We start from the raw sequence: 24815 nt of genomic DNA on the forward strand, positions 1-24815 counted from the left end.
CCTAGCCCGGCAGCAGTCCCCGGCGCACCAGCAGCGGCTCGATCCTCGGCTCGCGGCCGCGGAAGTTGCGGTAGGTGGTGAGGGAGTCCACGCTGCCGCCCTTGGAGAGCAGTTCCCGCCGGAAGGTGTCACCGTTCGCCCGGCGCATGCCGCCGTTCTCCTCGAACCAGTCGACGGTGTCCGCGTCCAGGACCTCGCTCCAGATGTAGGAGTAGTAGCCCGCGCTGTAGCCGTTCGAGAAGACGTGGGAGAAGTAGGTCGAGCGGTAGCGCGGCGGGATCGCGGGGACGGCGATCCCGGCCGCCTCGAGCGCCGCGGCCTCGAACGCCTGGGCGTCGCCCGGTTCGCTGCCGGCCCCGATCGTGTGCCAGGCCCAGTCGAGCAGGGCGGCGCCCAGGTACTCGACGGTCCTGAAGCCCTGGCCGAACGCGTCGGCCTCCGCCATCCGCTCGATGAGCTCGGCCGGCAGCGGCTCGCCGGTCTCGTGGTGCTTGGCGTAGTTGGCGAGCACCTCGGGCCGCAGCGCCCACATCTCGTTGACCTGGGACGGGTACTCGACGAAGTCCCTGGGGACCGCGGTCCCGGCGAAGAACGGGTACCGGACGTCGGAGAACAGCCCGTGCAGCGCGTGCCCGAACTCGTGGAAGAGCGTGTTGACCTCGGCGAAGGTCAGGAGCGCCGGCTCACCGGGGGCGGGCTTGGCGATGTTGAGGTTGTTCACCACGACCGGGCGGGTGCCGAACAGTCCCGACTGGCCGACCAGCGCGTTCATCCAGGCCCCGCCGCGCTTGGAGCCGCGCGCGAAGAGGTCGGCGAGGTAGAGGCCCAGCGGCGTCCCGTCCTCCTCGGACACCTCGAAGACCCGGACGTCGGGGTGGTAGCCGATGAGGTCGGTGCGCTCGGCGAAGCGCAGCCCGTAGACCTGCGTCGCGGCGAAGAACACCCCGTCGTGCAGGACCCTGTCGGCCTCGAAGTACGGGCGCATGACGGCGGCGTCGAAGGCGTACCGCTCCTTGCGCACCTGCTGCGAGCGGTACGCCCAGTCCCAGGCCTGGATGGGGCCGGTGTCGCTGACGGCGGCCAGTGCGGCGGCCTCCCGCTCGGCCATGGCGACGGCCGGCGGGACGAGCCGGTGCAGCATGCCGGTGACGGCCTCGGTGGTCAGCGCCGTCTGGTCGGCGACGACGTACGCGGCGTGGCTGTCGTAGCCGAGCAGCGCGGCCCGCTCGGCGCGGAGCGTCGCCATGCGGACGGCGAGCTTGCCGTTGCCCTTGGCGCCGCGGCCCAGTGAGCGCTCCAGGAGCCGCTCGCGCACCTCGCGGTCGTCGAGGGAGGCGAGTTCCGTCTGGTTGGAGAAGTTCTTCAGACTGATGACGTACTTGCCGTCGTGTCCGCGGGCCCGGCCGTTCTCGGCGGCGGCCGAGACGGCGTCGTCCGAGAGCCCGGCGAGCTCCTCCGGGCCGTCCAGCACCAGGGCCGCGTCGCGGGTGTCGTCGAAGACGTTCTGCTGGAAGGAGGTGGCGGCGGTGGCGAGTTCGCCGTTCAGCTCACGCAGCCGCTGCTGGTCCTCGGGGGAGAGCTGGGCGCCGGCCCGCAGGAAGGTGGTGTGATACCGCTCCAGCAGCCGCAACGACTCCGCGTCCAGACCGAGTTCGGCGCGGTCGTCGTGGAGCGACGCGACCCGCGCGAACAGTCCGGCGTCGAGGTGGATCGCATCGCTGTGCGCGGCGAGCCGTGGGTTGAGCTGTGCTTCCAGTTCCTGCACGACCGGGTTGGTGTCGGCCGAGGACTGGTTGAAGAACACGTTTCTGACGCGCCGCAGCAGGGCCCCGGATCGCTCCAGCGCCACGATGGTGTTCTCGAAGGTGGGCGGCTCCTGGCTGCCCGACACCGCCGCGACCTCTTCCAGCTGCTCCGCGAGACCTCGCTCGAACGCCGGGAGATAGTGCTCGTCGCGGATCTCGGCGAACGGCGGCAGCTCGTACGGAAGCGGGCTCGGGCTGAAGAATGGATTCGTCGTCACCCGTCCGACCCTACGCCGCCGCCCTGCTTCCCCCGGAGGACGAGGGGGATCGTCCGGACACCCCTGTCAGGCAGATCCCCGACAGCCGTGGGGCGGGCTCGGGAAAACGAGCCCGCCCCACGGCCGTGGGCAAGGAGGGGTGCGGGTCGTACGGATCAGCCGCCGCTCTTGCGGCGGAACTCGCGCTGTCCGCCGGCTCGCCCGTGGGCACCGTGGATCTTCGAGCTGTCCGGCCCGCCGCCGGCGGCAGCGGCGCTCTTGTTGCCGCCGCGCTTGCGCTCCAGGGCTTCACGGAACTTGCGCTTGACCTCGTCCTCGGCCGCGGCGGACGCGTCCGCAGTGTCGGGCACCTCGGTCGCCTCGGTCGCCTCTTGGTCTGATGCCTCGGCAGTCATGGGGGCCTCCTGGTTTCGTTCGGTTACGGCCCAAGCCTCGCATGCCCGGCCGCGTACGACACACTGCAATACCGGCGGCGCGACGCCGGACCGCTCTCAGGAAGGACGTGTTCCATGACCTGGATGCTGTACGGCGCCACCGGATATACCGGACGCCTGATCGCCCGGCGGGCCGCGGCCCGTGGTGAACGGGTGGTACTGGCCGGCCGCAGCATCGCCAAGGTAGCGCCGCTGGCGGCGGAACTCGGCCTCGAACACCGCATTTTCGGCCTTTCCGACCCGGTCGCGCTGCGGCGCGCACTGGAGGGCGTCGAGTCGGTCGCCCACTGCGCGGGTCCGTTCTCGGCGACGGCGCTGCCGATGGCGCTCGCCTGCATCGAGACCGGTACGCACTATCTGGACATCACCGGCGAGATCGATGTCTTCGAGCAGCTGCACGCCCTTGACGGGCGGGCCCGCGCCGCCCAGGTCGTCCTGCTGCCGGGCGCGGGCTTCGATGTCGTGCCGACCGACTGCCTGGCCGCCACCGTCGCCGCGGCCCTGCCCACCGCGAACCGCCTCGACCTGGCGATCCTGGTCGGCGGGACCGCCAGTCCCGGCACCGCCAGGACCGCGATCGAGGGGCTGCCCGACGGTGGACGGGCCCGGATCGACGGCACGATCAGCGCGGTGCCGATGGGCTGGCGCCGGACCAGGGCGGCGTTCCCCTCCGGGCCGCGGATGGTCACCTCCATCCCCTGGGGTGACGTCAGTACCGCCTTCCACTCGACGGACATCCCCAACATCACCACCTACATGCCGCTGCCGCCCGGCGCCGCCGCCTTCAGCAAGGTGATGCGGCTGCGCCCGGCGCGGGTCCTGGCGCACGCCGCCGTCGGTGCTCTGGTGCGCGGACCCAGTGCGAAAGCGCTGGCCGGAACGCGTTCGGAGGCCTGGGCTCGGGCGAGCGACCCGGAGGGGCGCAGCGCTCAGGCGACGGTGACGATGCCGAACAGCTACGAGCTGACCGTCGAGTCGGTGCTGCGGATCATGCCCCGGCTGGCCGGTCTGCCGCACGGGTCGCAGACGCCGTCCCGGGCCCTCGGCGCCGGTTTCATCACCGAGTTCAGCGGCGTCACGCTCACGGAGTCGGGAGCCAAGCGCGGCTGGTGAGGGTGCGGCTGGTGAGGGTGCGGCTCAGTTGCCGTGCGCGCCGAGTACGAACAGCAGCCAGATGAACCCGGCCAGCAGGTGCGCGACGACGACGTAGACGAGGACGCGCAGGACCACGGCCCGTTCCTTGCGCCGCTCGCTGCCCTCGCTGGTACGCAGCTCCGGGGCGAGGGGTTCGTGGCGCGGGCGGCCGGTGGCGGTGTTGGTCGTGGCGTCGGTGGCTGCGGCGCGGACCGGGGTGGCGCCGGGGCCGTCGGTGCCGCTGGGGGTGGTTTCGGTGGGGGCGGTGTCGTTCATTTCGGGGCGTCCGCTCTCTTCGGGTCCTGCGTGTCCTGCGGGGTGATGCACAGGCCGGCCGCCTCGCTCTGCATGAGGGTGTGCAGGAAGAGCAGGTCGACCCCTTCGGGGGAGGCGGCGGCGAGGCGGTGCGGCACCAGCGAGTCGAAGTGCGCCGCGTCGCCGGCGTCCAGCAGGTGGGTGTTCTCCCCGAGGGAGAGCCGCAGCCGGCCGGCGGTGACGTAGAGCCACTCCTCACCGGGGTGCACGCGGACCAGCCGGTCCTGCGCCTCGGGCGGTACATGGACCCGCAGCGCCTGCATGGCCCGGCCGGTGCCGCCGGCCCGCCAGTAGGTCCAGCCTCCGGCGGGCACCGGTGCCATGCTGTCGCCCCGTACGATGGGGAACGGTTCGGCGGTCGTCTCCCCCAGCAGGTCCGAGACGGTCGTGCCGTACAGCCGGGCCAGCCCGAGCAGTACGGGAAGCGACGGCTGCCGGAGCCCGGATTCCATCCGCGACAGATGCGCGGCGGAGAGCTCGAGCCGCCGGGCGGCGGCCTCCAGGGTGAGGCCGGTGCGGCGGCGCTGTTCCTTCAGCCGGGGGGCGAGGACCAGCGTCTCCGCGGACGCGATGTCGGTGTCCATGCCTTTGATGGAACAGCATGCCTTGCCTCTCGGGCAAATCTTTTGCCCGAGAGGCAAATCACCCCCGGTCGCTCCTCAGCCCCCTCAGGTCTGCCGCTCGGGCAGATAGCCGTCCGCGTCCAGCCCGAAGGTCCAGGCGACGCCCTCCCGGGCGGTCCTGGTGCGCGGCGGGACCCGCAGCCAGTACGTGCGGTGGGTGCCGTCCGGCTCGGGGGTGGAGTTGACCACCTCGACCATCACCACCGCCTCGTCGTCGTCCAGCTCGATCCGCCACAGGATCCCGGTCTCGTCCCGGGCCACCGGCCTGGCACCGGACTCCGCGAGATAGCGGTCGTAGCCGTAGTACTCCAGCATCACGCGGCGCAGCTCGGCGTTCTCCTCGGTCCGTATCCGGACCGGGGTGAGGTCCGCGAGGCCGGCGAGGAACGCGGCCGGCACCGGCATACCGCGCCAGGCGTGCAGGGCGAAGCCGTCGGGGAAGGCGAGCGCGGGCCCGTCGCCCCGGTCCAGCCGGCCCGCCTCGTCCCGGTGCAGTTCCACCGGCCGCTCCGCTATCACCACGACCCGCTCGTACGGCCACCACCAGCCGGCGGCGCGGGCCACCGCCGAGACGCCTTCGAGCGTCCCGGCCTCCTCGTCGAAGGCGGCCAGCCACGCCGCGTCCTGCTGGCCGAGCACCGCGTCCAGCAGCACCAGGCGGACGGCGGCCGCGCCGGCCGGCTCCTCGCTGAGCGCCTCCACCACACCGGCGCGGATCCGGTCGGCGAGCGAAGCCGTCGAGTCCCACAGCTGGCCGCCGGTCAGCGCCCACCGCTCGGCCCAGCCCGCGGGGCCGAGCGCCGCGTGCCGGCGCTGCCGCTCCGCCGCCCACGGGCGCGTCCGCACCGCGTCCCGCACGCAGCGTCCCGTACCGTCCTCCGCCACCAGCCGCATCGCGGTCGCGGCGGCCTCCAGCGGCGAGCCGGTCCACACGACGCGCTCGGGTGCCGGGAGTCCGGCCTGCCAGTACGCGAGCTGTATCCCCGCCTCCGCCGCGGCGCGGTCCGCCGCCCCGGTCTCCGCCGCGATCGCCCGCCACCGCGCCGCCGTCTCCAGTGCCGTCGTCATTCCGTCCGTCCCCGCCCCTCGTCCTCGGTCACTTGCACTCCCCCCGCCGGTCGCGCGGCACCGCCGCGCACCGTCAGTCCGCCACGACGCGTACGGCGCCGGGCACGTACTCGCGCTGCCGCACCACCCGGAACCAGCCCTTGGGCAGCGGTATCGCCGCGTGCTCCTCGTGCACCACCCGCCCGCCGTCCGGGAGATGGAGGAACGCGTCGCCGAACGGACCGGGCTCGCGGAGCAGGCTGCCGGGCCCGACGACCGCGTGCGCGTGCCCGGTCACCTCGCCGAGCGCGAGCACCAGCCGCCCCTTTCCGTCCCGTGGCTGGCGCGCCAACGCCTCTGCTCCGCGCGGCGGTTCCCCCGCCTCCAACGGCATGATCAACACGTCCCCCTGCCGGTACACAGCACGCTCCCCTCCGCCGTCCGCACCCTGCGGCCGCCGATGTCCAGAAGCTACGCCGCCGGTCTGACAACGCCCGCCGTCGGCGTTGTCAGTGCGGCTTGGTAGAACTTTTCCCAGATCAGTCGTCAGACCCGTCCCGCCCGTGTCAGGAGACCCGCGTCATGTCAGCCGTAGAGCATCTGCAGGAGTTGCACGGCCTTCCTGCCTTCGACTTCCCCGGGCCCGACAGCAAGGACGAGCTGCCCGCGCCGGAGACCGTCGCCTGGCGGCTCGCCGCGGATCCCTACAACGACGACTCGGACGAGGAGTTCGGGGACGTCTGGGACCGCTTCCTGGACACGGTGGATCCCTCCCGGGTGCGGGCGATCATCATCGGCCAGTGGGGCGAGGCCTACGAGGACGACTCCACCGGGATCGTCGAGGACCTCGTCGACGCCAAGGACCAGCTGACCGCGCTGGAGGCCGTGTTCATCGGTGACCTGGAGCAGGAGCAGGCCGAGATCTCCTGGATCGAGCAGTCCGACGTCACTCCCGTCCTGGCGGCCTATCCGGAGTTGCGGGAGTTCGGCGCCCGTGGCGGCACCGGTCTGCTGTTCCCGGCGGTGCGGCACGAGCACCTGCGCACCCTGACGTTCGAGGCCGGCGGTCTGCCCGCCGAGGTCGTCCGGGGCATCGCGGCGAGCGAGCTGCCCGCGCTGGAATACCTGGAACTGTGGCTCGGCGTCGAGGAGTACAGCGGCACCGCCACCGTCGCCGATCTCGCCCCGATACTGGCCGGCGGCGGCTTCCCCGCGCTGCACCATCTGGGGCTGCGCAACAGTGAGATCCAGGACGAGATCGCCGCCGCGGTCGCCGCCGCCCCGGTGGTGGCCCGGCTCAGCTCCCTGGACCTGTCCCTGGGCGTCCTCACCGACGAGGGCGCGGCCGCGCTGCTGGAGGGCCAGCCCCTCACCCATCTGCAGTGGCTCGACCTGCACCACCACTTCCTCAGCGACCCGATCGCCGCGCGGCTGCGCGACACGCTGGTGCCCGCCGGCGTCGAGGTCGACCTGTCGGAGCCGGGCCGCAGCTGGAACAACGACGGTGTCGTGCACCGCTTCACGGCGGTGGCGGAATGAGGGACACCTTCGCCGGCCTGCCGGTTCACGCCCTGACGAATCCGGCCGGCCCCGCGGACGGCCTGCCGGCCGCGGACAGCGTCGCCTGGGGGCTGGAATGCGGCTACGGCGCCGACACGGCGTTCCCCGAACTGTGGCGCGGCTTCCTGGACGCGGTGGACACCGAGCAGGTCACCTCCCTGGTGATCGGCTCCTGGTGGGACGGCGACTACACGAGCCTGGGCCCGGTGGTGGAACTGATCACCGCCGACGCGGCCCGGCTGCCCGGTCTGCGCGCGCTGTTCCTCGCCGATGTGGAGGGCGAGTCCTGCGAGATCTCCTGGCTGCTGATGGCCGACATCACCCCCGTACTGGAGGCCTTCCCGCTCCTGGAGGAACTGGGCGTGCGCGGCGGTAACACCGGGGACGACGCCCTGGTCCTGGCGCCCGTGCGGCACACCGCGCTGCGCGTGCTGCGGTTCGAGTCCGGCGGTCTGCCGGGGAGCGTCGTGCGTGCCGTGGCCGCGAGTGAGCTTCCCGCCCTGGAACACCTGGAGTTGTGGCTGGGCGTCGAGGAGTACGGCGGGGACTCCACGGTCGCCGACCTCGCCCCGGTGCTGGCCGGCGGCCGTTTCCCGGCCCTGCGCCATCTCGGGCTGCAGAACAGCGAACTGCAGGACGAGATCGCCGCGGCCGTGGCCGCCGCCCCGGTCGTCGCCCAGCTCACCTCGCTCGACCTCTCGATGGGCGTGCTCAGCGACGAAGGCGCCGCCGCCCTGCTCGGCGGGCAGCCGCTCACCCATCTGACCCGTCTCGACCTGAGTCACCACTACCTGAGCGACGCGGTCATGGAGCGCGTCAGCACCGAACTCGGCGCCGCCGGGGTGGCGGTGGACCTCTCCGAGCAGGAGAGCGCGGAGGATGAGGACGAGGACGAGGAGTGGCGCTATGTCGCCGTCTCCGAGTAGCCCCACTGTCCGCTCCGACGTCCGCTTCGCCGTCGTCGGCAATCCCGGCAACCGCCGGGTGACGATGTTCGCCGACGCCGTGCGAGCCGCCGGACTCCCCGCGCCCCGGATCGTGGCCTGGCGCGATGTGCTGCGCGGGGCGTACGGGTTCACGCCGGGCGAGATCGTGCGGGTGGACTCCCCCGGCGAGGACCCGGAGGTCGACCGGGCGCTGCGCGGCGGCGGCGATCCGACCCGTGTCGAGGGCAGTGCCGTCTGGTACCGGCGGTTCACCGGCGCCGTACGGGCAGTGGCGCGGGCCGCGGTGGAGGCGGGCGCCACGCTGCTCGACGATCCGCAGGACGTCGCCGTGCTGTTCGACAAACGGCGCTGCCACGCCCGGCTGCTGGCGGCCGGCGTCCCCGTACCGCCCGCGCTCACCGCGCCCGTGCACGGCTGGGACGACCTCAGGGAGCAGCTGCGCGCGGCGCGCCTGCCGCGCGCCTTCGTCAAGCCCGCGCACGGCTCGTCCGCGTCGGGCGTGCTCGCCCTGGAGTTCGGCGGGCCCGGCCGGCTCCGGGCGACGACGTCGGTGGAGCGGACCACCGACGGACGGCTCTTCAACTCGCTGCGCGTGCGGCGCTACGAGGACGAGCGCGAGGTCGCCGCGCTGGTGGACGCGTTGGCCGGGGACGGGCTGCATGTGGAGCGCTGGCTGCCCAAGGCGGCGCAGCACGGCAGGGCCGCCGATCTGCGGGTCGTCGTGGTGGACGGCAGGGCGACCCACGCGGTGGTGCGCACCAGCCGCTCCCCGATGACCAATCTCCATCTCGGCGGCGCCCGCGGGGACCTCGATGCGGCGCGCGCCGCCACCGAAGCGGCCGGACTCGGCTGGGAGACGGTGACGGGCATCGCCGAGCAGGCCGCGGCCTGCTTCCCCGGAACGCTCTGCGTCGGGGTCGACGTACTGCCCGGCACCGGCTGGCGGCGTTTCGCCGTCGGCGAGGTCAACGCCTTCGGCGACCTGCTGCCCCGTCTGACGGGCCTGCCCGGCAGCGGCGCCGAGGAGCAGGACACCTACGCCGCCCAGGTGGCCGCCGTCCTACGCAGGGAGCGCCACCGTGCCACAGCCGCCGCTTGAGATGAACGAGATCGTGGGCCGTCACGACCTGCTGCTCGTCACTCTGGACACGCTGCGCTTCGACGTGGCCCAGGAGCTGGCGGCGGCGGGCCGGATCCCGCATCTCGCCGCCCGTCTGCCCCCCGGTGGCTGGGAGCGGCGGCATGCGCCGGGCAGCTTCACGTACGCCTCCCACCAGGCCATCTTCGCCGGTTTCCTGCCGACTCCGGCCACCCCGGGACCGCATCCGCGGCTCTTCGCGGCCCGTTTCGCCGGCAGTGAGACGACAGCGGACGGCACCTATGTGTTCGACACACCCGACCTGGTGTCGGGTCTGGCGGCGGCCGGGTACCGGACGGTGTGCATCGGCGGCGTCGGCTTCTTCAACAAGCAGGCGCCCCTGGGGTCCGTGCTGCCCGGGATGTTCCAGGAGAGCCACTGGGAGCCGGAGTTCGGCGTGCCCTCCCCCACCTCCTTCGAGGCGCAGATCACCCGTGCCGAGGAGGTCGTCGCCGGGCTGCCCGACGAGCAGCGGCTCTTCCTCTTCGTGAACGTCTCGGCACTGCACCAGCCCAACTGGTTCCATCTGCCCGGCGCCACCCGCGAGGCGGGCGACTCCCGCGCGACGCACGCCGCGGCGCTGGAGTACGTGGACCGGCACATCGGCCGGCTGTTCACGGCGGCGAGCAGCCGCCGCCGCTGCTTCGCGATCGTCTGCTCCGACCATGGCACCACGTACGGCGACGACGGCTTCACCGGCCACCGGCTCGGCCATGAGGCCGTCTGGACCGTCCCCTACGCCCACTTCTTCCTTGAGGCCGAGGCACAGCGATGAGCACCACGACGATCGACCCCGCGACCTCCACTGCCACCGACACCGGCACCCGGCCGTACGAGAGCTACGTCTACGCCTACCCGCACAAGACCGCGTACCGGAAGCTGCGGGACCGGCCGCCGCTGCGCGACCTGTGGGCGGGCGAACCGGTGGGCGCGCTCTCCCTCTACGCCCACATACCGTTCTGCGAGGTGCGGTGCGGCTTCTGCAACCTCTTCACCCGGATCGGCGCCCCCGAGGGGCTCACCACCCGCTATCTCGACGCCCTGGAGCGCCAGGCGGGCGCGGTCCGCGAAGCGCTCGACGCGTCCGGCGGCGAACCGCGGTTCGCGGCGGCGGCCTTCGGCGGCGGGACACCGACGTTCCTGGACGCCGCAGAACTGGAGCGGCTCTGCGACATCGCCGAACTGCGGATGGGCGCCGACCTGCGGGCGATCCCGCTGTCGGTCGAGGCGTCGCCGGCCACGGCGACCGCCGACCGGCTGGCGGTCCTCGCCGACCGCGGCACGAGCCGACTCAGCCTCGGGGTGCAGAGCTTCGACGACACCGAGTCGCGCGCCGCGGTCCGCCCGCAGCGGCGCGCCGACGTCGAGGCGGCGCTGGCCCGGATCCGCGACGCCCGCATCCCCGTCCTCAACATCGACCTGATCTACGGCATCGACGGCCAGACCGAGCGCAGCTGGCGGCGGTCCCTGGACGCCGCCCTCGCCTGGCAGCCCGAGGAGCTGTACCTCTACCCGCTCTACGTACGCCCGCTGACCGGCCTCGGCCGCCTGAGCACCGGCATGGGTACTGACACGGCCGACGCGGAGACGGCATGGGACGAGCAGCGGCTGCGCCTGTACCGGTTCGGCCGTGACCACCTCCTGGCCCAGGGCTACGAGCAGGTGTCGATGCGGATGTTCCGCCGCCGGGGCGCGCCCGCCACCGGCGGCGAGGACTACGCATGCCAGACCGACGGCATGATCGGCCTCGGCTGCGGCGCCCGCTCGTACACCTCCGCGCTGCACTACTCCTTCGACTACGCGGTCGGCATGAGTGAGATCCGGGGGATCATCGACGACTACACCACCCGCTCCGCCCAGCAGTTCGCCGTCGCCGAGTTCGGCCGGCGGATGAACGGGGACGAGCCCCGCCGCCGCCATCTGCTGCAGTCGCTGCTCCAGGCCGGGGGCATGCCGGTGGACGACTACCGGGCCCGCTTCGGCACCGGCCCTGAGCAGGACTTCCCCGTCGAGCTCGGCCGGTTCGCCACCGCGGGCTGGCTCGACGGTACGGCCGCCCCCGAGCGGCTGCGGCTGTCCGCGGAAGGGCTGGCGCACTCCGACGCGGTCGGCCCCGCCCTCTTCTCGGACCCCGTCCGCGCCCTCATGGCGGGGTACGACGCGAAATGAGCACTCCCACGGCCGACCCGAACGACGCACCGGCCTCGATGGATCTGTCGATCCTCTACCGCGGTCCACTCGCGAGCTGCGACTACGACTGCCCCTACTGCCCGTTCGCCAAGCGCCGCGACAGCCGGGAGCAGTTGCGCGCCGACCGCGCCGCCCTGGAGCGCTTCGCCGGCTGGGCCACGGCACAGAGCGGCGACCGGCTGTCGCTGCTCTTCACGCCCTGGGGCGAGGGCCTGGTGCGCTCCTGGTACCGGCGCACCCTCGCGGAGCTGAGCCACCTGCCGCACATCCGGCGGGTGGCGATCCAGACCAATCTCAGCTGCCGCACCGACTGGCTGGGGGACGCCGACCCCAACACCCTCGCACTGTGGTGCACGTACCACCCCGGCCAGACGCCGTACGACCGGTTCCTCGCCAAGTGCCGGGACCTGGCGGACCGCTCGGTCCGGCACAGTGTGGGCGTCGTCGGCCTCCCGGAGCATCTCGCCGAGGCCCGGCGGCTGCGCGCCGACCTTCCCGCCCATGTCTATCTGTGGATCAACGCGGCCGAGGGGCACACGTACACGGACGCCGAAGCGGACGGGTGGACGGCCATCGACCCGCTCTTCCCCTACAGCCGGCACCCGCACCGCAGCGCGGGACTGCCCTGCCGCACCGGCGAGTCGGTGATCTCGGTGGACGGCGAAGGCACCGTCCGCCGCTGTCACTTCGTACCCGCCGAGCTCGGCAACCTCTACGACGGCTCGTACCGCCGGGCGCTGCGGCCGCGGGCGTGCCCGCTCGCCGTCTGCGAGTGCCACATCGGCTATGTCCATCTGGAGTCGCTACCGCTGTACGACACGTTCGCGGGCGGCGTGCTGGAACGGATCCCCGCGCCACACGTTCAGCTCTTGCGGGCCACTCCGCCGTAGAACCCGACCCGGCTGACCTCATCGGCCGTCGGGCCCGCTCCGTCGGGCCGCCACAACGGGACCTGTACCAGGCCGGGTTCGAGAAGGTCGAATCCGTCGAAGAAGGGCTCGATGTCGACGCGCTTGCGCACGTTCAGGGTGGCGGTGGCCTTTTCGTAGATCTTGCTGACCTCGGGGAAGCTGCCACCGTGGAAGTCCGCCGTGGCGTGCGACATCACCAGGTAGCTGCCCGCGGGCAGTGCGTCGCGCAGGGTGGCCACGATGCCGGCCGGGTCCTCCTCGTCGGTGACGAAGTGCAGGACGGCGATGAGCAGGACGGCGACCGGCTGGTCGAAGTCGATCAGTTTGCCGATGGTCGGGTGGTCCAGGATGGTGCGCGGCCGGCGCACGTCACCGAGGAAGAACTCGGTGTTCCCGCTGCCGGTCATCCTGGCTCCGGCGTGCGTGGCGACGATCGGATCGTTGTCGACGTAGGCCACCCGCACATCGGGCGATACGGCCTGCGCCACCTCGTGGGTGTTCGGTGAGGTGGGAATGCCGGTGCCGATGTCGATGATCTGGCGGATGCCCCGCTCCGCCAGGAAGCGCACGCTCCGGTGGAGGAAGTGACGGTTGGCGCGCGCCCCCGGGATGATGTCGGGGAGGACGTCGATGACCCGCTGCGCGGCCATCCGGTCGACCTCGTAGTTGTCCCAGCCGCCGAGGTAGAAGTCGTACATGCGGGCCGGGTGCGGCATGCTGGTGTCTATCTCGTCGACGGGAAATCCCTGGTCGGTCACGCCGTCCTCCGGTTCGGTTCTGTTCGCCCGGCCGCGGCAGCGACGGCGGTGCGCATGATGGTCACGACCGTCACAGGAGGAAGTCCGCTTCGCCGGCCTTCGCGCCCTGGATGAACGTGGAGATCTCAAGATCGGTGTAGATCAGCGCCGGGCCGTCGGGGTCGGTGGACTGGCGCAGCGCCACCCGGCCGTCGTTCAGTTTCTTGGCCTCGACGCAGCTGCCGCCGTTGCCGCCGCTCCACGGCTTCCGCCAGCCCTCGTGACCGAGGTCCTTCGCGGGCATGCCGTTGTATATGCGACCCATGGGTCAGATCTCCTTGCGAATGCCACCGAGGATGGCCTTGGTGCTCTGTGCCGGCGCAGCCTGCGCGCACATCCGGTCCAGCGCCTCCAGAAAGGCCGACACGTCGTCGCGTTCGTCGAAGTACGCGCCGCCGATCAGGCTCTCGGTGTAGGCGATGTCCGGGAGTTCCTGGATCTCGAACCGGAAGATGTGGAAAGGCCCGTACATCGCGGAGTGCGGGCCCGCCGTGAACGGCATCACCTGCAGCCGGACGTTGGGCAGCTCGGTGAGCTCGGCCAGGTGCGCGATCTGGGCGCGCATGACGTCCACGCCGCCAATGGGACGGCGCAGCACCGTCTCGTCCATCACGACCCACAGCAGAGGTGCCTTCTCCCGGGTGAGCAGCGCCTGGCGCTCCAGGCGCAGTGCCACCAGGCGGTCGATCTCGTCGACGGAGGCGTGCGGCATGCCGGCCCACAGCACCGCACGCGTGTACTCCTCGGTCTGCAGCAGCCCGGGTACGTAGTGCGGCTCGTAGGCGCGGATGATGCTGGCCTCGCCCTCCAGGCTGACGAAGGCGCTGAACCACTCCGGCAGGACGTCACGGAAGCGGTGCCACCAGCCGGGCCGGTTCGCCTCGCGCGTGAGCGCGAGAAAGCCGCTGACCTCGGTGGGAGACGTGACTCCGTAGGTCTGCAGCAGCTTCTCGACGTAGGGCAGTTTGAGGCCGACCTCGGCCTTCTCCATCCTGCGGATCGTGGCATGAGTGACATCGAGAGCCAGACCGGCCTGCTCGTAGGAGAGGCCCGCCTTCTCCCGCAGGTCCTGGAGTCGTTTGCCGAGCACCACCCGCAGTACGGTCGGGGCGCCTCCCGGCCGTGCTTCCGCCACGAGTCTCCTCCTCCAACTTCCCTCGGTGGTACGCAGTGTGCCATGCCGTCAGTGGACCGAACAGACCGTACAGGCGATTGTGTAATTTACAGATCGGACCTTGCCATGTGTTCGGCGCGACCCTCATAGTTGCGGAGTGGCTGCTTCCCAAGACGCTCTCCGGGTAGCACGTCATGACGGCCCGGTCCTTCCCGGCCGCCATGACGTCTTCCGGCTGCCCGCGCAGAACGCCTCAGTGGCGGACGCGCGCGGACGCGTCCGCGCGCGTCTGCGGGACTGGGGTGTGGATCTCGAAGTCACCGACGACGCGGGGCTGGTGGTGACGGAGCTGTTCACCAACGCCGTCCGCCACACCGACAGCGAGAAGATCACCTGCTCACTGCTGGCCCTGGGCCGGGTGCTGCGCGTCGAGGTCACCGACCAGGGGCACGGGCGGACCGAGCCGCGCACCCGCACCGCCGATGTCGACGAGGAGTGCGGGCGCGGACTGCTGCTCGTCAGCGTTCTGGCGCAGTCCTGGGGGTGGGCCCGGCCGAGGACGGCGAGGGGCGCGTGGTCTGGGCCGAGCTGCCCTGCCCGCCCGCCCGCCGGCACCCCTGACCGTCCCCACGCCGCTGCCCGACCGTTCCCGAACCGTCGGCGACGACCGCCCCACTGCCGACGGCCCGTGACGACTCCCGCCCGCTGCCTACAGCGGCAGCAGGTCGGGACGCTTGGGCTCGACGTGGTCGCCGGAGGATTCGCCGCGCAGCCGGCGGCCGATCCACGGCACCAGGTGCTCGCGGGCCCAGTGGATGTTGTCGCGCCGTACCTCGCCCGGTGCGCGCACCGGCTCCGGCTCCCAGACCTGCTCGGGATCGGCGCACACGGGCAGGCCCAGCACCTGCGCCGCGCGCAGCGCGACCAGGGTGTGGCCCTCCGGGGACAGATGGAGCCGGTCGCCGCTCCACGCCCGCCGGTCCTGCACCGAGCGCAGCGACCACAGGTCGAGCACCGGGCAGTCCTGGCGGTCCGCGATCGACCGGACGTGCGCCGTGTACGTCGCGATCTTGCCGCGCAGATGGCGCAGCACCGGGACGTCACGGGTGTCGAAGCCGGTGCAGATCAGCACCGTGCCGACCGAGGAGTTGAGGTCGGCGACGGCCGCCTCCAGCCGCTCGGCCACATCGTCCGGGTCGCTGCCCGGCCGGAGGATGTCGTTGCCGCCCGCGCAGAACGTCACCAGGTCCGGTGCGAGCTCCTTGGCGCGTGGTACCTGCTCGGCCACGATCTGGTCGAGCAGCCGGCCGCGCACGGCGAGGTTGGCATAGCGGAAGTCGTGTTCGGGTCGCCGGTCGCCGAGTTGAACGGCCAGGCGGTCGGCCCAGCCGACGAAGGCGCCGTCAGGACCAGGGTCGCCGACGCCCTCGGTGAAGCTGTCCCCCACCGCGGTGTACGACCCGATCGCGCCACTGTTGTTTGTTTTCGAATCGTCAGCCACGGCAGCCCATACTCCCCTTCCGGAAGTGACCTACGCCATCGTAACCGGGGGTTGACGCGGGGTGATTTAGAACACGAGGTCATATTCCGCGCAGCCGGAATACGGCCGCGTCCAGGTCGCCGGCCAGCCCGGTCCGCAGTCCGCGGGTGGCCAGCACGGCGCCGCGGTGCACGGTTCCGGTGGCGGGATCCCGGTACGCGGACGCCGGGTCGAGGCCGCGCAGCCGCAGCGGCGGCTGCGGTTCGCCGAAGGACTGGGAGTGCAGCCAGGCGAGGACGACGATCTCGTCGCCGTGCACGTACTGCACGGCGCTGAGCCCGCCGTCGCCGGGCGCGCGCAGCCGGTACAGGTCGCCGTACTGCACGACGGGCCGGATCTCCTTGTAGAGCTCGACCCAGTCCGCGGCCTCGGCCAGCTCCCGCTCGCTCCACGCCGTCAGGTCGCCGCCGACGCCGAGCACCCCGGCCATGGCGCTCACGAAGCGGAAGCGCAGGCTGCTGACCCGGTGGTTGAGTATGCGGTTGGGGCTGTCGGTGACCCAGGCGGCCATCACCCGGGCGGGGTGCAGCTGACTGAACCCGTACTGGATCGGCAGCCGGTCCAGCGGGTCGGTGTTGTCCGAGGTCCACACCTGGTCGGTACGGGACAGGATCCCGAGGTCCACCCGGCCGCCGCCGCCCGAGCAGGATTCGAAGGCGACGCCGGGGTGCGCGGCCCGCAGCCGGTCGAGCAGCCCGTACAGGCCGTGCACATGGTCGACCCACAGCCGCTGCGGGTAGGGCTCACCGGGCCAGCCGGCGTCGGTGAAGCAGCGGTTGAAGTCCCACTTCACGTAGTCGACGGGGGCGCTGTGCAGCAGCGCGTCCAACTGCTCCCAGAGGTACTCGCGCACGTCCTCGCGGGCGAGGTTGAGGACGAGCTGGTTGCGGAACTCGGTACGCCGCCGTCCGCTGTGGTGCTGCACCCAGTCCGGGTGCGCGCGGTACAGGTCGCTGTCGGCGTTGACCATCTCCGGTTCCACCCAGATGCCGAACCGCATGCCGAGGGCGTGCACCTCGTCGGCGAGCGGCTTGAGTCCGTTCGGGAACCGGTCGGGGTTGGCGGTCCAGTCGCCCAGTCCGGCGCGGTCGCTGGTCCTGGCGCCGAACCAGCCGTCGTCGACGACGAAGAGCTCGACGCCCATCGCCGCGGCCCGGCGGGCGAGTTCGCGCTGCTGCTCCTCGCCGACGTCGAAGCGGGTCGCCTCCCACGAGTTGTAGAGCACCGGCCGTGGCTGTTCGGCGTCCGGGATCACGTGGGCCAGCTGGTGGGCGTGCCAGGCGCGGCTCGCGGCGCCGAAGCCGCCGTCGGTGTAGAGCCCGGCGAAGACCGGGGTGGTGAAGGACTCCCCCGGTTCCAGCCGCAGCAGTCCCGCGTCGTCGTGGCCGGCGCCGCCGGTGGCCTGCACCCGGCCGTCGGGCAGTTGCTGCACGGCGATGCGCCAGGAGCCGGACCAGGCGAGCGCGGCGGTCCACACCTCGCCGTGCTCCTCGCCGGCGTCGCCCGCGTCGAGGCCGATCCACGGCAGGTGGTGGTGGCCGGTGTGGCCGCGCCGGCTGCCGATCACCTTCTCGCCCGCGGTGAGCCCGGTCCTGGCCAGCCGGGTCTCGGCCGCCCAGCGGCCGTGCAGGTGCGACAGCCGCCACCCGTCGCGTTCCGGCAGGGTCCAGGCGGCGGAATCGGCGCGCAGCAGCTCGACGGGGCCGGCGTGCCCGTTGGCCACGTGGGTGGCGGTGGTCCAGCGCTCCACGACGTCGGAGCCTGTGCGGACCCGGTAGTGCAGGGTCAGGTCGAGATGGTGGACGGAGTCGTGGAAGTGCAGCCGCAGCTCGTCGTCCTCGGTCTCCGCCTCCTCGAAGCACCATTCGGTGCCGCGCGCCGTGGCGTCACGGACCGACAGCGCGGGCCGGACGAAGCGCGGGCCGCCTTCGACGGGGTACTCCTCGTGGCCGTCGAGCGGTGACTCGAAGGAGCTCCCGCCAGGGAGCGGTTCCGCGGCCAGCGCCTCGGCGTCGGCGAGCTGGATCCGGGCGCCCCAGTGCAGGTGGAGCAGCTCGTCGCGCTCGGTCAGATGCACGGCGTAGCTGCTGCCGGGACCGGAGAGCAGCCACAGCCGCCCGGTTCCGCTCGTCTCAATCATCAGAACTCCCCTTTTCCGATCACGTCCGAACATCGTCACGCGCGCGGGAGCCGAAGGCAATGGCGCCGCGGACACATACCGGCCGGTACGTCAGCGGGCCCGGTGTCGTATCGTCGGCTGAGGTTCAGCCCCGAGCTCTGAGCCGTGACCCGAAGGAGCGCCGGTGACCCAGCAGCTGCCGCAGACCCCCGCCACCGACACCGAAGCAGGGACCGGCACCACGCCCGGTGCCGAGCCGGTACTGACCGGTGTCCGAAACTTCCGTGACGTGGGCGGTCTCCGGGCCGCCGACGGTCGCCGGGTCCGGCCGGGGAAGCTGTTCCGCAGCGGTCACCTCGCGCACACCACCGACGAGGACGCGGCCTTCCTGGCCACCCTCGGCCTGCACACGGTCTTCGACTTCCGCAACGCCGACGACATCAGGATGGAAGGCCCCGACGTCGATCTGCCGGGCGTCCGCAACGTCAACATGCCGCTCAGCGACCCGGCTCACGGCGCCGACTTCTGGCACACCGTCCGTGACGGCGACCTGGACGCGCTGCGCGACGCCCTCGGCGACGGCAAGGGCGCCGAGCGGATGACCACCGCCTACCGGCAGCTCATCCTGGACCGCACCGCCCAGCACAGCCGCATGCTGGAACTGCTCGCCGAGGAGCCCGCCGTCCCGGCCCTGCTGCACTGCGCCGCGGGCAAGGACCGGGCCGGCACGTCGATGGCGATCATCCTGCTCGCCCTCGGCGTGGAGCGCGCCGACATCGAGGCCGACTACCTGGAGAGCAACGCCGCCCACCGCCGCTACAAGGTCCAGCGCGGCGACGGCGCCACCGGCTCCGCCATCGACCCGGAGATCATGAAGCTCCTCAGCCCGCTCTTCGAGGCCCGGCTGGAGTACCTCACCGCCGCCTTCGACACCATCGACGAGCGCTGGGGCTCCGTCGACCACTACCTGTCGGAGGGCCTGGGCTGTACGGAGGAGCGGCGCGCGCGACTGCGCGAGCTGCTCCTCACGGACGCCTGAGACACGGCCGCCGGGTCACCAGCCGCCCCCGCCCCACCGCTCGTCGATGACCGCGTCGTGCGGGTCGGTGACCCAGCCCGCGGTCAGCACCAGCCCGCTGGCGCGGTGCACGGCGAGGAAGCCGAAGGGGCGGTCGAAGGTCACGGCCACGAACTTCGCCTTCTTCTGCGGTGCCCCGCCCGCGACCATGGAGAATGCGGTCACGGCCGCGGCCACGAAACCCTCCGCGCTGAACGAGGCCGTGATCGACTGCCGTGCGGCGGCCACCGCCAGCGGCACCTCGCTGACCCCCGGGAAGTGACCGCGGCCCGTGTCTCGGGCCGCGCCGAGGCCGAACAACTCCGCACGCTGCAGCAGGTCGTGGTCGTCGCTGACGGTGAAGGCGGCGGTCGTCGTGTACAGCTGCGGGTCGGAGCTGAAACTGGTGATCTTCTGGATCGCGACTCCGGGCCCCGGGAGTCCCTCGGCCAGCCGCCCGCCGGGTACCACCTCGTACGCCCCGGCCAGCACCTCGGTACCCGCCCGGAGTACGTCCCCGGCCCCGGCGGTCTCCTCGCCGAGCAGCAGCCGGACGTCGATGCCGTTCGCACCCTGGACGTCCAGGACGGTGAGCGCTCCCGCCGGCGTCGCCGCGACGCCCAGCAGACCCAGATCGGAGCCGGACCGGGACAGCCCCGCGACCTTGCGCTCCGCCCAGGGGCCGCGCTTCGGCTCCAACGTCCTCGGGGTGAACGGCTGCTGCCATTGGGTCTGTACGCACAGCGCGCTGGCGAGCACCATCAGCGTCGAGGCGTCCAGCTCGACGGGCATCTCCTCGATCAGGCCGTGGGTGTTACGGGCGGCCCAGGCGTCGAGTTCCTTGCGGTCCACGGCCGCGTCGCCGGTCAGCCGCCCGGCGACGCCGAGCGGAAGCCGCTCCACCCATTCCTCGCGCAGCGGCACCTCCCGCTTCGTCCAGACGCCCAGCGCCGTGTCGATGCCGTCGGCCGCGCCCAGTGCCTCCAGCAGCGCGCGGCCGTGCTCGACGGCCTGGTCCGCGGGCACGCCGAGCGCCTGCTCGAGCTCGGCGCGGGCCGGGCCGTCCGCCGCGCCGCCGAGGAAGGCCAGCAACGGCCAGACGCCGACCGCGCTGAACGCGGTGCCGTTCCCCGGCGTGACCGCCACCCCCGCCCATCGCGCCGTCAACGCGTTGACCGCCCGCACCGTCGCCGTGTCCATCACTCGCCACCCCGTTCTCACCGATTGGCGACCGCCTGCTTGACCAGCGTCCGCCCGAAGTCCCACATCAGCCCGCCGCCACCGTGCGCGTCGTCCATCACGGCGGTGAACGCCTCGACGAAGCGGTCCACGTCCGACTCGTCGATGATCAGCGGAGGGATCAGCTTAATGACTTCGAGGTGGTCGCCCGAGACCTGCGTGAGGATCCGGTGCCGCTGCAGCAGCGGAACCACCACCATCTGCGCGAACAGGCCCTTGCGGGCGGCCTGCAGCATCGCCCAGCGGCTGCGCAGGCCGAGTGAGGTCGGCTTGCCGAACTCGATCCCGATCATCAGGCCGCGCCCGCGCACCTCGCGCAGCAGCTCGTAGCGGTCGACGAGGGCGGCCAGCCGGGTGCGCAACAGGTCGCCGGTGTGCCGGGCGTTGGCGACGACGCCCTCGTCGTCCATGACGGACAGGGTGGCGAGCCCGGCCGCCATCGCCTGGGCGTTGGAACCGAAGCTGGCGGAGTGCACCAGGACCCGGTCCATCGACGAGTAGACCTTCTTGAAGATCCAGTCCTTGCCGAGTGTTGCGCTGACCGGCACATAGCCGCCCGACAGCGCCTTGGAGACGCACAGCAGGTCGGGCTCGACCCCGGCCTCGTGCTGGTAGGCGTAGAAGTCGCCGGTCCGCCCGAGGCCGGTCTGCACCTCGTCGGCGATCAGCAGCGCCTTGTGCTGGTGCAGCAGCTCTTGCGCCGCGCGGAGGTAGCCGGGCGGGGCCTCGTGGACCCCCTTGCCCTGAATCGGCTCCACGATCAGTCCGGCCACGTCGCCGCGCTTCAACTCCCGTGCCAGCGCGTCCAGATCGCCGAGCGGGATCGCGGTGTCGGGCAGCAGCGGGGCGAAGCCGTCGCGGAAGCCGTCCTCGCCGTTGACGGACAGCGACCCCGTCGTCAGCCCGTGGAAGGCGTGAGCGCAGTACAGGATCCGCGGCCTGCCGGTGGCGTATCGGGCGAACTTCAGCGCGGTCTCGACGGCCTCGGTGCCGCTGTTGCCGAAGAACACCCGGTCCAGGTGCGGGCTGTAGGTGAGCAGCTTCTCGGCGAGCAGACCTGGCAGCGGCTGGCAGTCGAAGCGGGTCAGGTCGGCGAGCCCCGCGTCCAGGACGTCGTGCAGCGCCTTGCGGACGACGGGGTGGTGCCGGCCCAGGCCCATCACCCCGAAGCCGGCGAGCATGTCGAGGTAGTCCTGGCCCTCGGCGTCCCAGAAGTGCGCGCCCTCGGCCCGCTCGTAGACCTTGTCGAAGCCGATGGTGTGCAGCATGCGCGGCAGTTGATGGTTGAGGTGCCTGGTGTGCAGGTCGTAGCGCTCGCCGCCGCGTTCGGCGAGGAGGGTCGCGAGGTCGAAGCCCTTGGCCACGGGTGGTGGCTCTACGGGCTGCGACTCAGACGGTGTCATCGGGTGCCAGCTCCTTGAGTGCGTCGCCCACGTCGCCGGCCCCGTTGCGGCGGGCGAGCGTGGCGCTGATCCGGCCGGCGATCTCGGCCGGGGTGAGTCCGATGTCGGCGAGCACTTCGCCGCGCTTGGCATGGGCCAGGAAGTCCTGCGGGATGCCGAAGTCGCGCAGCGGTACATCGACGTCCGCGTCCCGCAGCGCCTGCGCGACGGCCGAACCGACGCCGCCGGTACGGCTGTTGTCCTCGACGACCGCCACCATGCGGAACCCGGCGGCGAGCGGCGGCAGCGCGGCGTCGACCGGTTTGACCCAGCGGGGGTCGACGACCGTGACGCCGAGGCCGCGCTCGTCCAGCAGGTCCGCGACCGCCAGGCAGGTGCCGGCGAGCGCCCCGACCGATACCAGCAGCACGTCCTGGCGAAGGCCGCGGCACAGGACGTCGAGGCCGCCGATCCGCTCCAGGGACGGCACCGCCGCACCGACCGTCTCCTTGGGGAACCGGACGACGGTGGGCGCGTCATCGACGTCCACGGCCTCGCGCAGCTGGGCGCACAGCTGGTCGGCGTCGCGCGGCGCGGCGATCCGCAGCCCGGGGACGACCTGGAGGATCGACATGTCCCACATGCCGTTGTGCGAGGCCCCGTCCACGCCGGTGACGCCCGCCCGGTCCAGCACGAACGTCACACCGCACTTGTGCAGCGCCACATCCATCAGCACCTGGTCGAACGCCCGGTTCAGGAACGTCGCGTACACGGCGACCACCGGGTGCAGCCCGCCGGTGGCCAGGCCCGCCGCCGAGACGGCGGCATGCTGCTCGGCGATGCCGACGTCGTAGACCCGCTGCGGGAACGCGGCGGCGAACGCGCCGAGCCCGACGGGTTGCAGCATGGCCGCGGTGATGGCGACGACGTCCGGGCGCTCCGCGCCGATCCGCAGCATCTCGGCGCCGAAGACCGACGTCCACGAGGGGCCGCTGGACGGCGCGAGCGGCTCGCAGGTGAGCGGGTTCATGGCGCCGACGGTGTGGAAGCGGTCGGCCTCGTCCTGCTCCGCCGCCGCGTAGCCGCGGCCCTTCTGGGTCAGGCAGTGCACGAGCACCGGCCCGTGGAAGCGTGCGGCGCGGCGCAGCGCGGACTCGACGGCCGCGATGTCGTGCCCGTCGATCGGTCCGACGTACTTCAGCCCCAGGTCCTCGAACATGCCCTGCGGGGCGAAGGCGTCCTTGAAGCCCTTCTTCGCCCCGTGCAGGGACTCGTAGAGCGGCTGGCCCACCACCGGGGTCCGCTGCAGCACGTCCTTGCCCCAGGCGAGGAAGCGCTCGTAGCCGTCGGTGGTGCGCAGCGTCGCCAGATGGTTGGCGAGGCCGCCGATCGTCGGCCCGTAGGAGCGCTCGTTGTCGTTGACGACGATGATCAGCGGCCGGTCCTTGGCCGCGGCGATGTTGTTCAGCGCCTCCCAGGCCATCCCGCCGGTCAGCGCGCCGTCACCGATGACCGCGACCACATGGTCGGGCCGGCCCAGCACCTGGTTGGCCTTGGCGAGGCCGTCGGCCCAGCCGAGCACCGTCGAGGCGTGGCTGTTCTCGATGACGTCGTGCTCGGACTCGGCGCGTGACGGATAGCCGGACAGGCCGCCCTTGCCACGCAGCTTCGAGAAGTCCTGCCGCCCGGTGAGCAGCTTGTGGACGTAGGACTGGTGACCGGTGTCCCACAGGACGCGGTCGGCGGGCGAGTCGAAGACCCGGTGCAGGGCGATGGTCAGCTCGACCACGCCCAGGTTGGGTCCGAGATGGCCGCCGGTCCTGGCCACCGCCTGTACGAGGAAGTGGCGGATATCGGCGGCGAGTTCGTCGAGCCGGGATTCGGGCAGTGCCTTCAGGTCGCGCGGGCCCCGGATGTTCTCCAGTATCGACACGATGGACCTCGTTCCCCCCTACCGGGATTGCTGCGGTCAGCCGACAGTGACTTCCGGTACCCCGGAGAACGCGCCGTCGGATTCCATCTGCTCGGCGATCTTCATCGCCGGTTCGACCGGCGTGCCGGCCGCGGCCGCCGCCCTCGCGATCGTCGGGGCGCTGCCACCCAACGCGACCGGCCCGCTCCCGGTGCGCCGCGAGGGGCGGCGCATCGGGAGCGGGCGGGCCGGTACCCCGGGCAGGCCGAGCGCTACCGGCTCGATCCCCGACATCGCGGTCGTCACTTCCCGCGGTTTCCGGCCACCGTCTCGCGGGCGGCGCGGAGCGACTCCTTGAGGGAGCCCATCGTGGCGAGTACGGCGGTCGGCTCGTAGCCGCAGTGCGCCATGCAGTTGGAGCAGCGCGGGTCCTTGCCGCGGCCGTACTTGTCCCAGTCGGTCTCCTCGACGAGCTCCCGGTACGTGGGCACATACCCGTCCGCCATCAGGTAGCAGGGGCGCTGCCAGCCGAAGAGCGAGTAGTTGGGGATGCCCCAGGCGGTGCACGGGAAGTCCACCTTGCCTTCCAGGAAGTCCAGGAAGAGCGGGCTGTGGTTGAGCCGCCACTTCCGGCGGTTGCCGTTCGCGAAGGACTTCTTGAACAGCTCCCTGGTCTGCTCGACGCCGAGGAAGTGCTCCTGGTCGGGTGCCTTCTCGTAGGCGTAGGCGGGCGAGATCATCATCTCGTCGACCTTCAGATCGTCATTGAGGTAGTCGAGGACCTCGATGATGCTCTGCGGGGTGTCGGTGTTGAAGAAGGTCGAGTTGGTGGTGACCCGGAAGCCGCGCTTCTTGGCCTCCTTGATCGCCTCGACCGCTTCCTCGAAGACGCCCTCCTTGGCGACCGACTCGTCGTGCCGCTCCTTCAGCCCGTCGATGTGCACGGTGAAGGCGAAGTACGGGGACGGCTTGAAGTTGTCCATCTTCTTGCGCATCAGCAGCGCGTTGGTGCAGAGGAAGACATACTTCCGCTTGGCCACCAACTGGCGCACGATCTCGTGGATCTGGGGGTGCATCAAGGGTTCGCCACCGGCGATGGACACCATCGGGGCGCCGGACTCGAGCACCGCGCCGACCGCCTGGGCGACCGGCATGCGCTGCTTGAGGACTCCCGCCGGGTGCTGGATCTTTCCACAGCCCTCGCAGGCCAGGTTGCAGGCGAACAGCGGCTCCAGTTCCACAATCAAGGGGAACTTGTCACGGCGTCGGAGCTTCTGTTCCATGAGGTACGTTCCGACCCGGATGGACTGGCGGAGCGGCATAGCCATCTAGC

The 24815-nt window shown here is 71.9% G+C and carries 24 protein-coding genes and 1 pseudogene; 9 read left to right on the plus strand and 16 right to left on the minus strand.

All coding sequences use genetic code 11. From position 1 onward, the window contains the following. Window position 1: 1 nt before the first annotated feature. Entirely contained in the window at window positions 2–2023 is a 2022-nt protein-coding gene (locus tag LNW73_RS04945) for a M3 family metallopeptidase (protein WP_250989075.1), read from the minus strand. 155 nt (window positions 2024–2178) lie between these two features. After that, window positions 2179–2418, minus strand: a complete 240-nt coding sequence (locus LNW73_RS04950; RefSeq protein WP_250989076.1) for a DUF5302 domain-containing protein — start codon at window positions 2416–2418, stop codon at window positions 2179–2181. 114 nt (window positions 2419–2532) lie between these two features. Between LNW73_RS04950 and LNW73_RS04955 the strand changes: the two genes are divergently transcribed. Then, entirely contained in the window at window positions 2533–3570 is a 1038-nt protein-coding gene (locus LNW73_RS04955) for a saccharopine dehydrogenase family protein (RefSeq protein WP_250989077.1), read from the plus strand. Between the two features lie 24 nt (window positions 3571–3594). Here LNW73_RS04955 and LNW73_RS04960 read toward each other — a convergent pair whose 3' ends face one another. The 4 genes from LNW73_RS04960 to LNW73_RS04975 all read right to left on the minus strand — a co-directional run bounded on the left by LNW73_RS04960 (window position 3595) and on the right by LNW73_RS04975 (window position 5997). Then, a complete protein-coding gene (locus LNW73_RS04960) occupies window positions 3595–3867 on the minus strand; it encodes a DUF6126 family protein (protein ID WP_250989078.1) in 273 nt (90 codons plus the stop codon). Then, window positions 3864–4490, minus strand: a complete 627-nt coding sequence (locus LNW73_RS04965) for a helix-turn-helix domain-containing protein (RefSeq protein WP_250989079.1) — start codon at window positions 4488–4490, stop codon at window positions 3864–3866. Before LNW73_RS04965 ends, LNW73_RS04960 begins: the two co-directional genes overlap by 4 nt. A gap of 84 nt (window positions 4491–4574) precedes the next feature. Beyond that, the gene (locus LNW73_RS04970; protein ID WP_250989080.1) at window positions 4575–5597 is read right to left on the minus strand and encodes a DUF6745 domain-containing protein; all 1023 of its coding nucleotides are present in this window, start codon (window positions 5595–5597) and stop codon (window positions 4575–4577) included. Between the two features lie 73 nt (window positions 5598–5670). Further along, window positions 5671–5997, minus strand: coding sequence for a hypothetical protein (locus tag LNW73_RS04975; protein WP_250989081.1), 327 nt, complete (start codon window positions 5995–5997; stop codon window positions 5671–5673). 161 nt (window positions 5998–6158) lie between these two features. Between LNW73_RS04975 and LNW73_RS04980 the strand changes: the two genes are divergently transcribed. Genes LNW73_RS04980 through LNW73_RS05005 form a run of 6 tightly spaced genes read left to right on the plus strand, consistent with a single transcriptional unit; the run spans window position 6159 to window position 12301 of the window. Further along, the gene (locus LNW73_RS04980; protein ID WP_250989082.1) at window positions 6159–7115 is read left to right on the plus strand and encodes an STM4015 family protein; all 957 of its coding nucleotides are present in this window, start codon (window positions 6159–6161) and stop codon (window positions 7113–7115) included. Beyond that, window positions 7112–8062: an STM4015 family protein gene (locus tag LNW73_RS04985; RefSeq protein WP_250989083.1), complete on the plus strand. Its 951-nt coding sequence runs from the start codon at window positions 7112–7114 to the stop codon at window positions 8060–8062. Before LNW73_RS04980 ends, LNW73_RS04985 begins: the two co-directional genes overlap by 4 nt. Continuing rightward, entirely contained in the window at window positions 8043–9182 is a 1140-nt protein-coding gene (locus LNW73_RS04990) for an STM4014 family protein (RefSeq protein WP_250989084.1), read from the plus strand. The genes LNW73_RS04985 and LNW73_RS04990 overlap by 20 nt, the downstream gene beginning before the upstream one ends. Window position 9183: 1 nt before the next feature. Then, a complete protein-coding gene (locus LNW73_RS04995) occupies window positions 9184–9996 on the plus strand; it encodes an STM4013/SEN3800 family hydrolase (protein ID WP_250992806.1) in 813 nt (270 codons plus the stop codon). Continuing rightward, entirely contained in the window at window positions 9993–11390 is a 1398-nt protein-coding gene (locus LNW73_RS05000; protein ID WP_250989085.1) for an STM4012 family radical SAM protein, read from the plus strand. The genes LNW73_RS04995 and LNW73_RS05000 overlap by 4 nt, the downstream gene beginning before the upstream one ends. Window positions 11391–11428: 38 nt before the next feature. Further along, a complete protein-coding gene (locus LNW73_RS05005; RefSeq protein WP_250992807.1) occupies window positions 11429–12301 on the plus strand; it encodes an STM4011 family radical SAM protein in 873 nt (290 codons plus the stop codon). On the opposite strand, the gene LNW73_RS05010 is transcribed toward LNW73_RS05005, so the two are convergent. From LNW73_RS05010 to LNW73_RS05020, 3 genes are all read right to left on the minus strand, one after another. After that, window positions 12274–13080, minus strand: a complete 807-nt coding sequence (locus LNW73_RS05010; RefSeq protein ID WP_250989086.1) for an SAM-dependent methyltransferase — start codon at window positions 13078–13080, stop codon at window positions 12274–12276. The two genes, LNW73_RS05005 and LNW73_RS05010, sit on opposite strands and share 28 nt — an antisense overlap. Before the next feature lie 70 nt (window positions 13081–13150). After that, window positions 13151–13384, minus strand: coding sequence for a DUF397 domain-containing protein (locus LNW73_RS05015; RefSeq protein WP_250978521.1), 234 nt, complete (start codon window positions 13382–13384; stop codon window positions 13151–13153). Window positions 13385–13387: 3 nt separating this feature from the next. Further along, window positions 13388–14254 carry a helix-turn-helix domain-containing protein gene (locus LNW73_RS05020; protein WP_250989087.1) on the minus strand — a complete coding sequence of 289 codons (867 nt, stop codon included), beginning with the start codon at window positions 14252–14254 and terminating at the stop codon, window positions 13388–13390. A gap of 235 nt (window positions 14255–14489) precedes the next feature. On the opposite strand from LNW73_RS05020, the pseudogene LNW73_RS36280 reads away from it, so the two are divergent. Beyond that, window positions 14490–14714: pseudogene (locus LNW73_RS36280) on the plus strand (ATP-binding protein); the annotation flags it as partial. Window positions 14715–14942: 228 nt separating this feature from the next. Here LNW73_RS36280 and LNW73_RS05030 read toward each other — a convergent pair. Next, window positions 14943–15734 (minus strand): SGNH/GDSL hydrolase family protein, encoded by a 792-nt coding sequence (locus tag LNW73_RS05030; protein WP_250989088.1) that lies wholly within the window; start codon window positions 15732–15734, stop codon window positions 14943–14945. A 79-nt stretch (window positions 15735–15813) separates the two neighbouring features. Continuing rightward, entirely contained in the window at window positions 15814–17913 is a 2100-nt protein-coding gene (locus LNW73_RS05035) for an alpha-galactosidase (protein ID WP_250989089.1), read from the minus strand. A 163-nt stretch (window positions 17914–18076) separates the two neighbouring features. On the opposite strand from LNW73_RS05035, the gene LNW73_RS05040 reads away from it, so the two are divergent. Continuing rightward, window positions 18077–18931, plus strand: coding sequence for a tyrosine-protein phosphatase (locus tag LNW73_RS05040; RefSeq protein WP_374118037.1), 855 nt, complete (start codon window positions 18077–18079; stop codon window positions 18929–18931). Window positions 18932–18946: 15 nt separating this feature from the next. Here the strand turns inward: LNW73_RS05040 and LNW73_RS05045 are convergent, their stop codons facing one another. The 5 genes from LNW73_RS05045 to hpnH are packed head-to-tail and all read right to left on the minus strand — an operon-like array spanning window position 18947 to window position 24810. Next, window positions 18947–20149 carry a serpin family protein gene (locus LNW73_RS05045; RefSeq protein ID WP_250989090.1) on the minus strand — a complete coding sequence of 401 codons (1203 nt, stop codon included), beginning with the start codon at window positions 20147–20149 and terminating at the stop codon, window positions 18947–18949. Window positions 20150–20166: 17 nt separating this feature from the next. After that, complete coding sequence (locus tag LNW73_RS05050) at window positions 20167–21591, minus strand: aspartate aminotransferase family protein (protein WP_250989091.1); 1425 nt, start codon at window positions 21589–21591, stop codon at window positions 20167–20169. Beyond that, a complete protein-coding gene (gene dxs, locus LNW73_RS05055; protein WP_250989092.1) occupies window positions 21578–23503 on the minus strand; it encodes a 1-deoxy-D-xylulose-5-phosphate synthase in 1926 nt (641 codons plus the stop codon). Before dxs ends, LNW73_RS05050 begins: the two co-directional genes overlap by 14 nt. A 36-nt stretch (window positions 23504–23539) precedes the next feature. Beyond that, entirely contained in the window at window positions 23540–23788 is a 249-nt protein-coding gene (locus LNW73_RS05060; protein ID WP_250978513.1) for a hypothetical protein, read from the minus strand. Then, window positions 23785–24810, minus strand: coding sequence for an adenosyl-hopene transferase HpnH (gene hpnH / locus LNW73_RS05065; protein ID WP_250989093.1), 1026 nt, complete (start codon window positions 24808–24810; stop codon window positions 23785–23787). Before hpnH ends, LNW73_RS05060 begins: the two co-directional genes overlap by 4 nt. Window positions 24811–24815: the final 5 nt, after the last annotated feature.

Origin of the sequence: Streptomyces sp. RKAG337 (assembly GCF_023701715.1) — a bacterium.
Taxonomy (GTDB): domain Bacteria; phylum Actinomycetota; class Actinomycetes; order Streptomycetales; family Streptomycetaceae; genus Actinacidiphila.

Coding starts and splice junctions, on each gene's coding strand:
- LNW73_RS04950 (WP_250989076.1), bottom strand. CDS start 2,418: ATGACTGCCGAGGCATCAGACCAAGAGGCGACCGAGGCGACCGAGGTG.
- LNW73_RS05045 (WP_250989090.1), bottom strand. CDS start 20,149: ATGGACACGGCGACGGTGCGGGCGGTCAACGCGTTGACGGCGCGATGG.
- LNW73_RS04960 (WP_250989078.1), bottom strand. CDS start 3,867: ATGAACGACACCGCCCCCACCGAAACCACCCCCAGCGGCACCGACGGC.
- LNW73_RS05050 (WP_250989091.1), bottom strand. CDS start 21,591: ATGACACCGTCTGAGTCGCAGCCCGTAGAGCCACCACCCGTGGCCAAG.
- LNW73_RS04965 (WP_250989079.1), bottom strand. CDS start 4,490: ATGGACACCGACATCGCGTCCGCGGAGACGCTGGTCCTCGCCCCCCGG.
- LNW73_RS05035 (WP_250989089.1), bottom strand. CDS start 17,913: ATGATTGAGACGAGCGGAACCGGGCGGCTGTGGCTGCTCTCCGGTCCC.
- LNW73_RS05005 (WP_250992807.1), top strand. CDS start 11,429: ATGGATCTGTCGATCCTCTACCGCGGTCCACTCGCGAGCTGCGACTAC.
- LNW73_RS05015 (WP_250978521.1), bottom strand. CDS start 13,384: ATGGGTCGCATATACAACGGCATGCCCGCGAAGGACCTCGGTCACGAG.
- LNW73_RS04980 (WP_250989082.1), top strand. CDS start 6,159: ATGTCAGCCGTAGAGCATCTGCAGGAGTTGCACGGCCTTCCTGCCTTC.
- LNW73_RS04985 (WP_250989083.1), top strand. CDS start 7,112: ATGAGGGACACCTTCGCCGGCCTGCCGGTTCACGCCCTGACGAATCCG.
- LNW73_RS04990 (WP_250989084.1), top strand. CDS start 8,043: ATGTCGCCGTCTCCGAGTAGCCCCACTGTCCGCTCCGACGTCCGCTTC.
- LNW73_RS05000 (WP_250989085.1), top strand. CDS start 9,993: ATGAGCACCACGACGATCGACCCCGCGACCTCCACTGCCACCGACACC.
- LNW73_RS04995 (WP_250992806.1), top strand. CDS start 9,184: ATGAACGAGATCGTGGGCCGTCACGACCTGCTGCTCGTCACTCTGGAC.
- LNW73_RS04970 (WP_250989080.1), bottom strand. CDS start 5,597: ATGACGACGGCACTGGAGACGGCGGCGCGGTGGCGGGCGATCGCGGCG.
- LNW73_RS04955 (WP_250989077.1), top strand. CDS start 2,533: ATGACCTGGATGCTGTACGGCGCCACCGGATATACCGGACGCCTGATC.
- hpnH (WP_250989093.1), bottom strand. CDS start 24,810: ATGGCTATGCCGCTCCGCCAGTCCATCCGGGTCGGAACGTACCTCATG.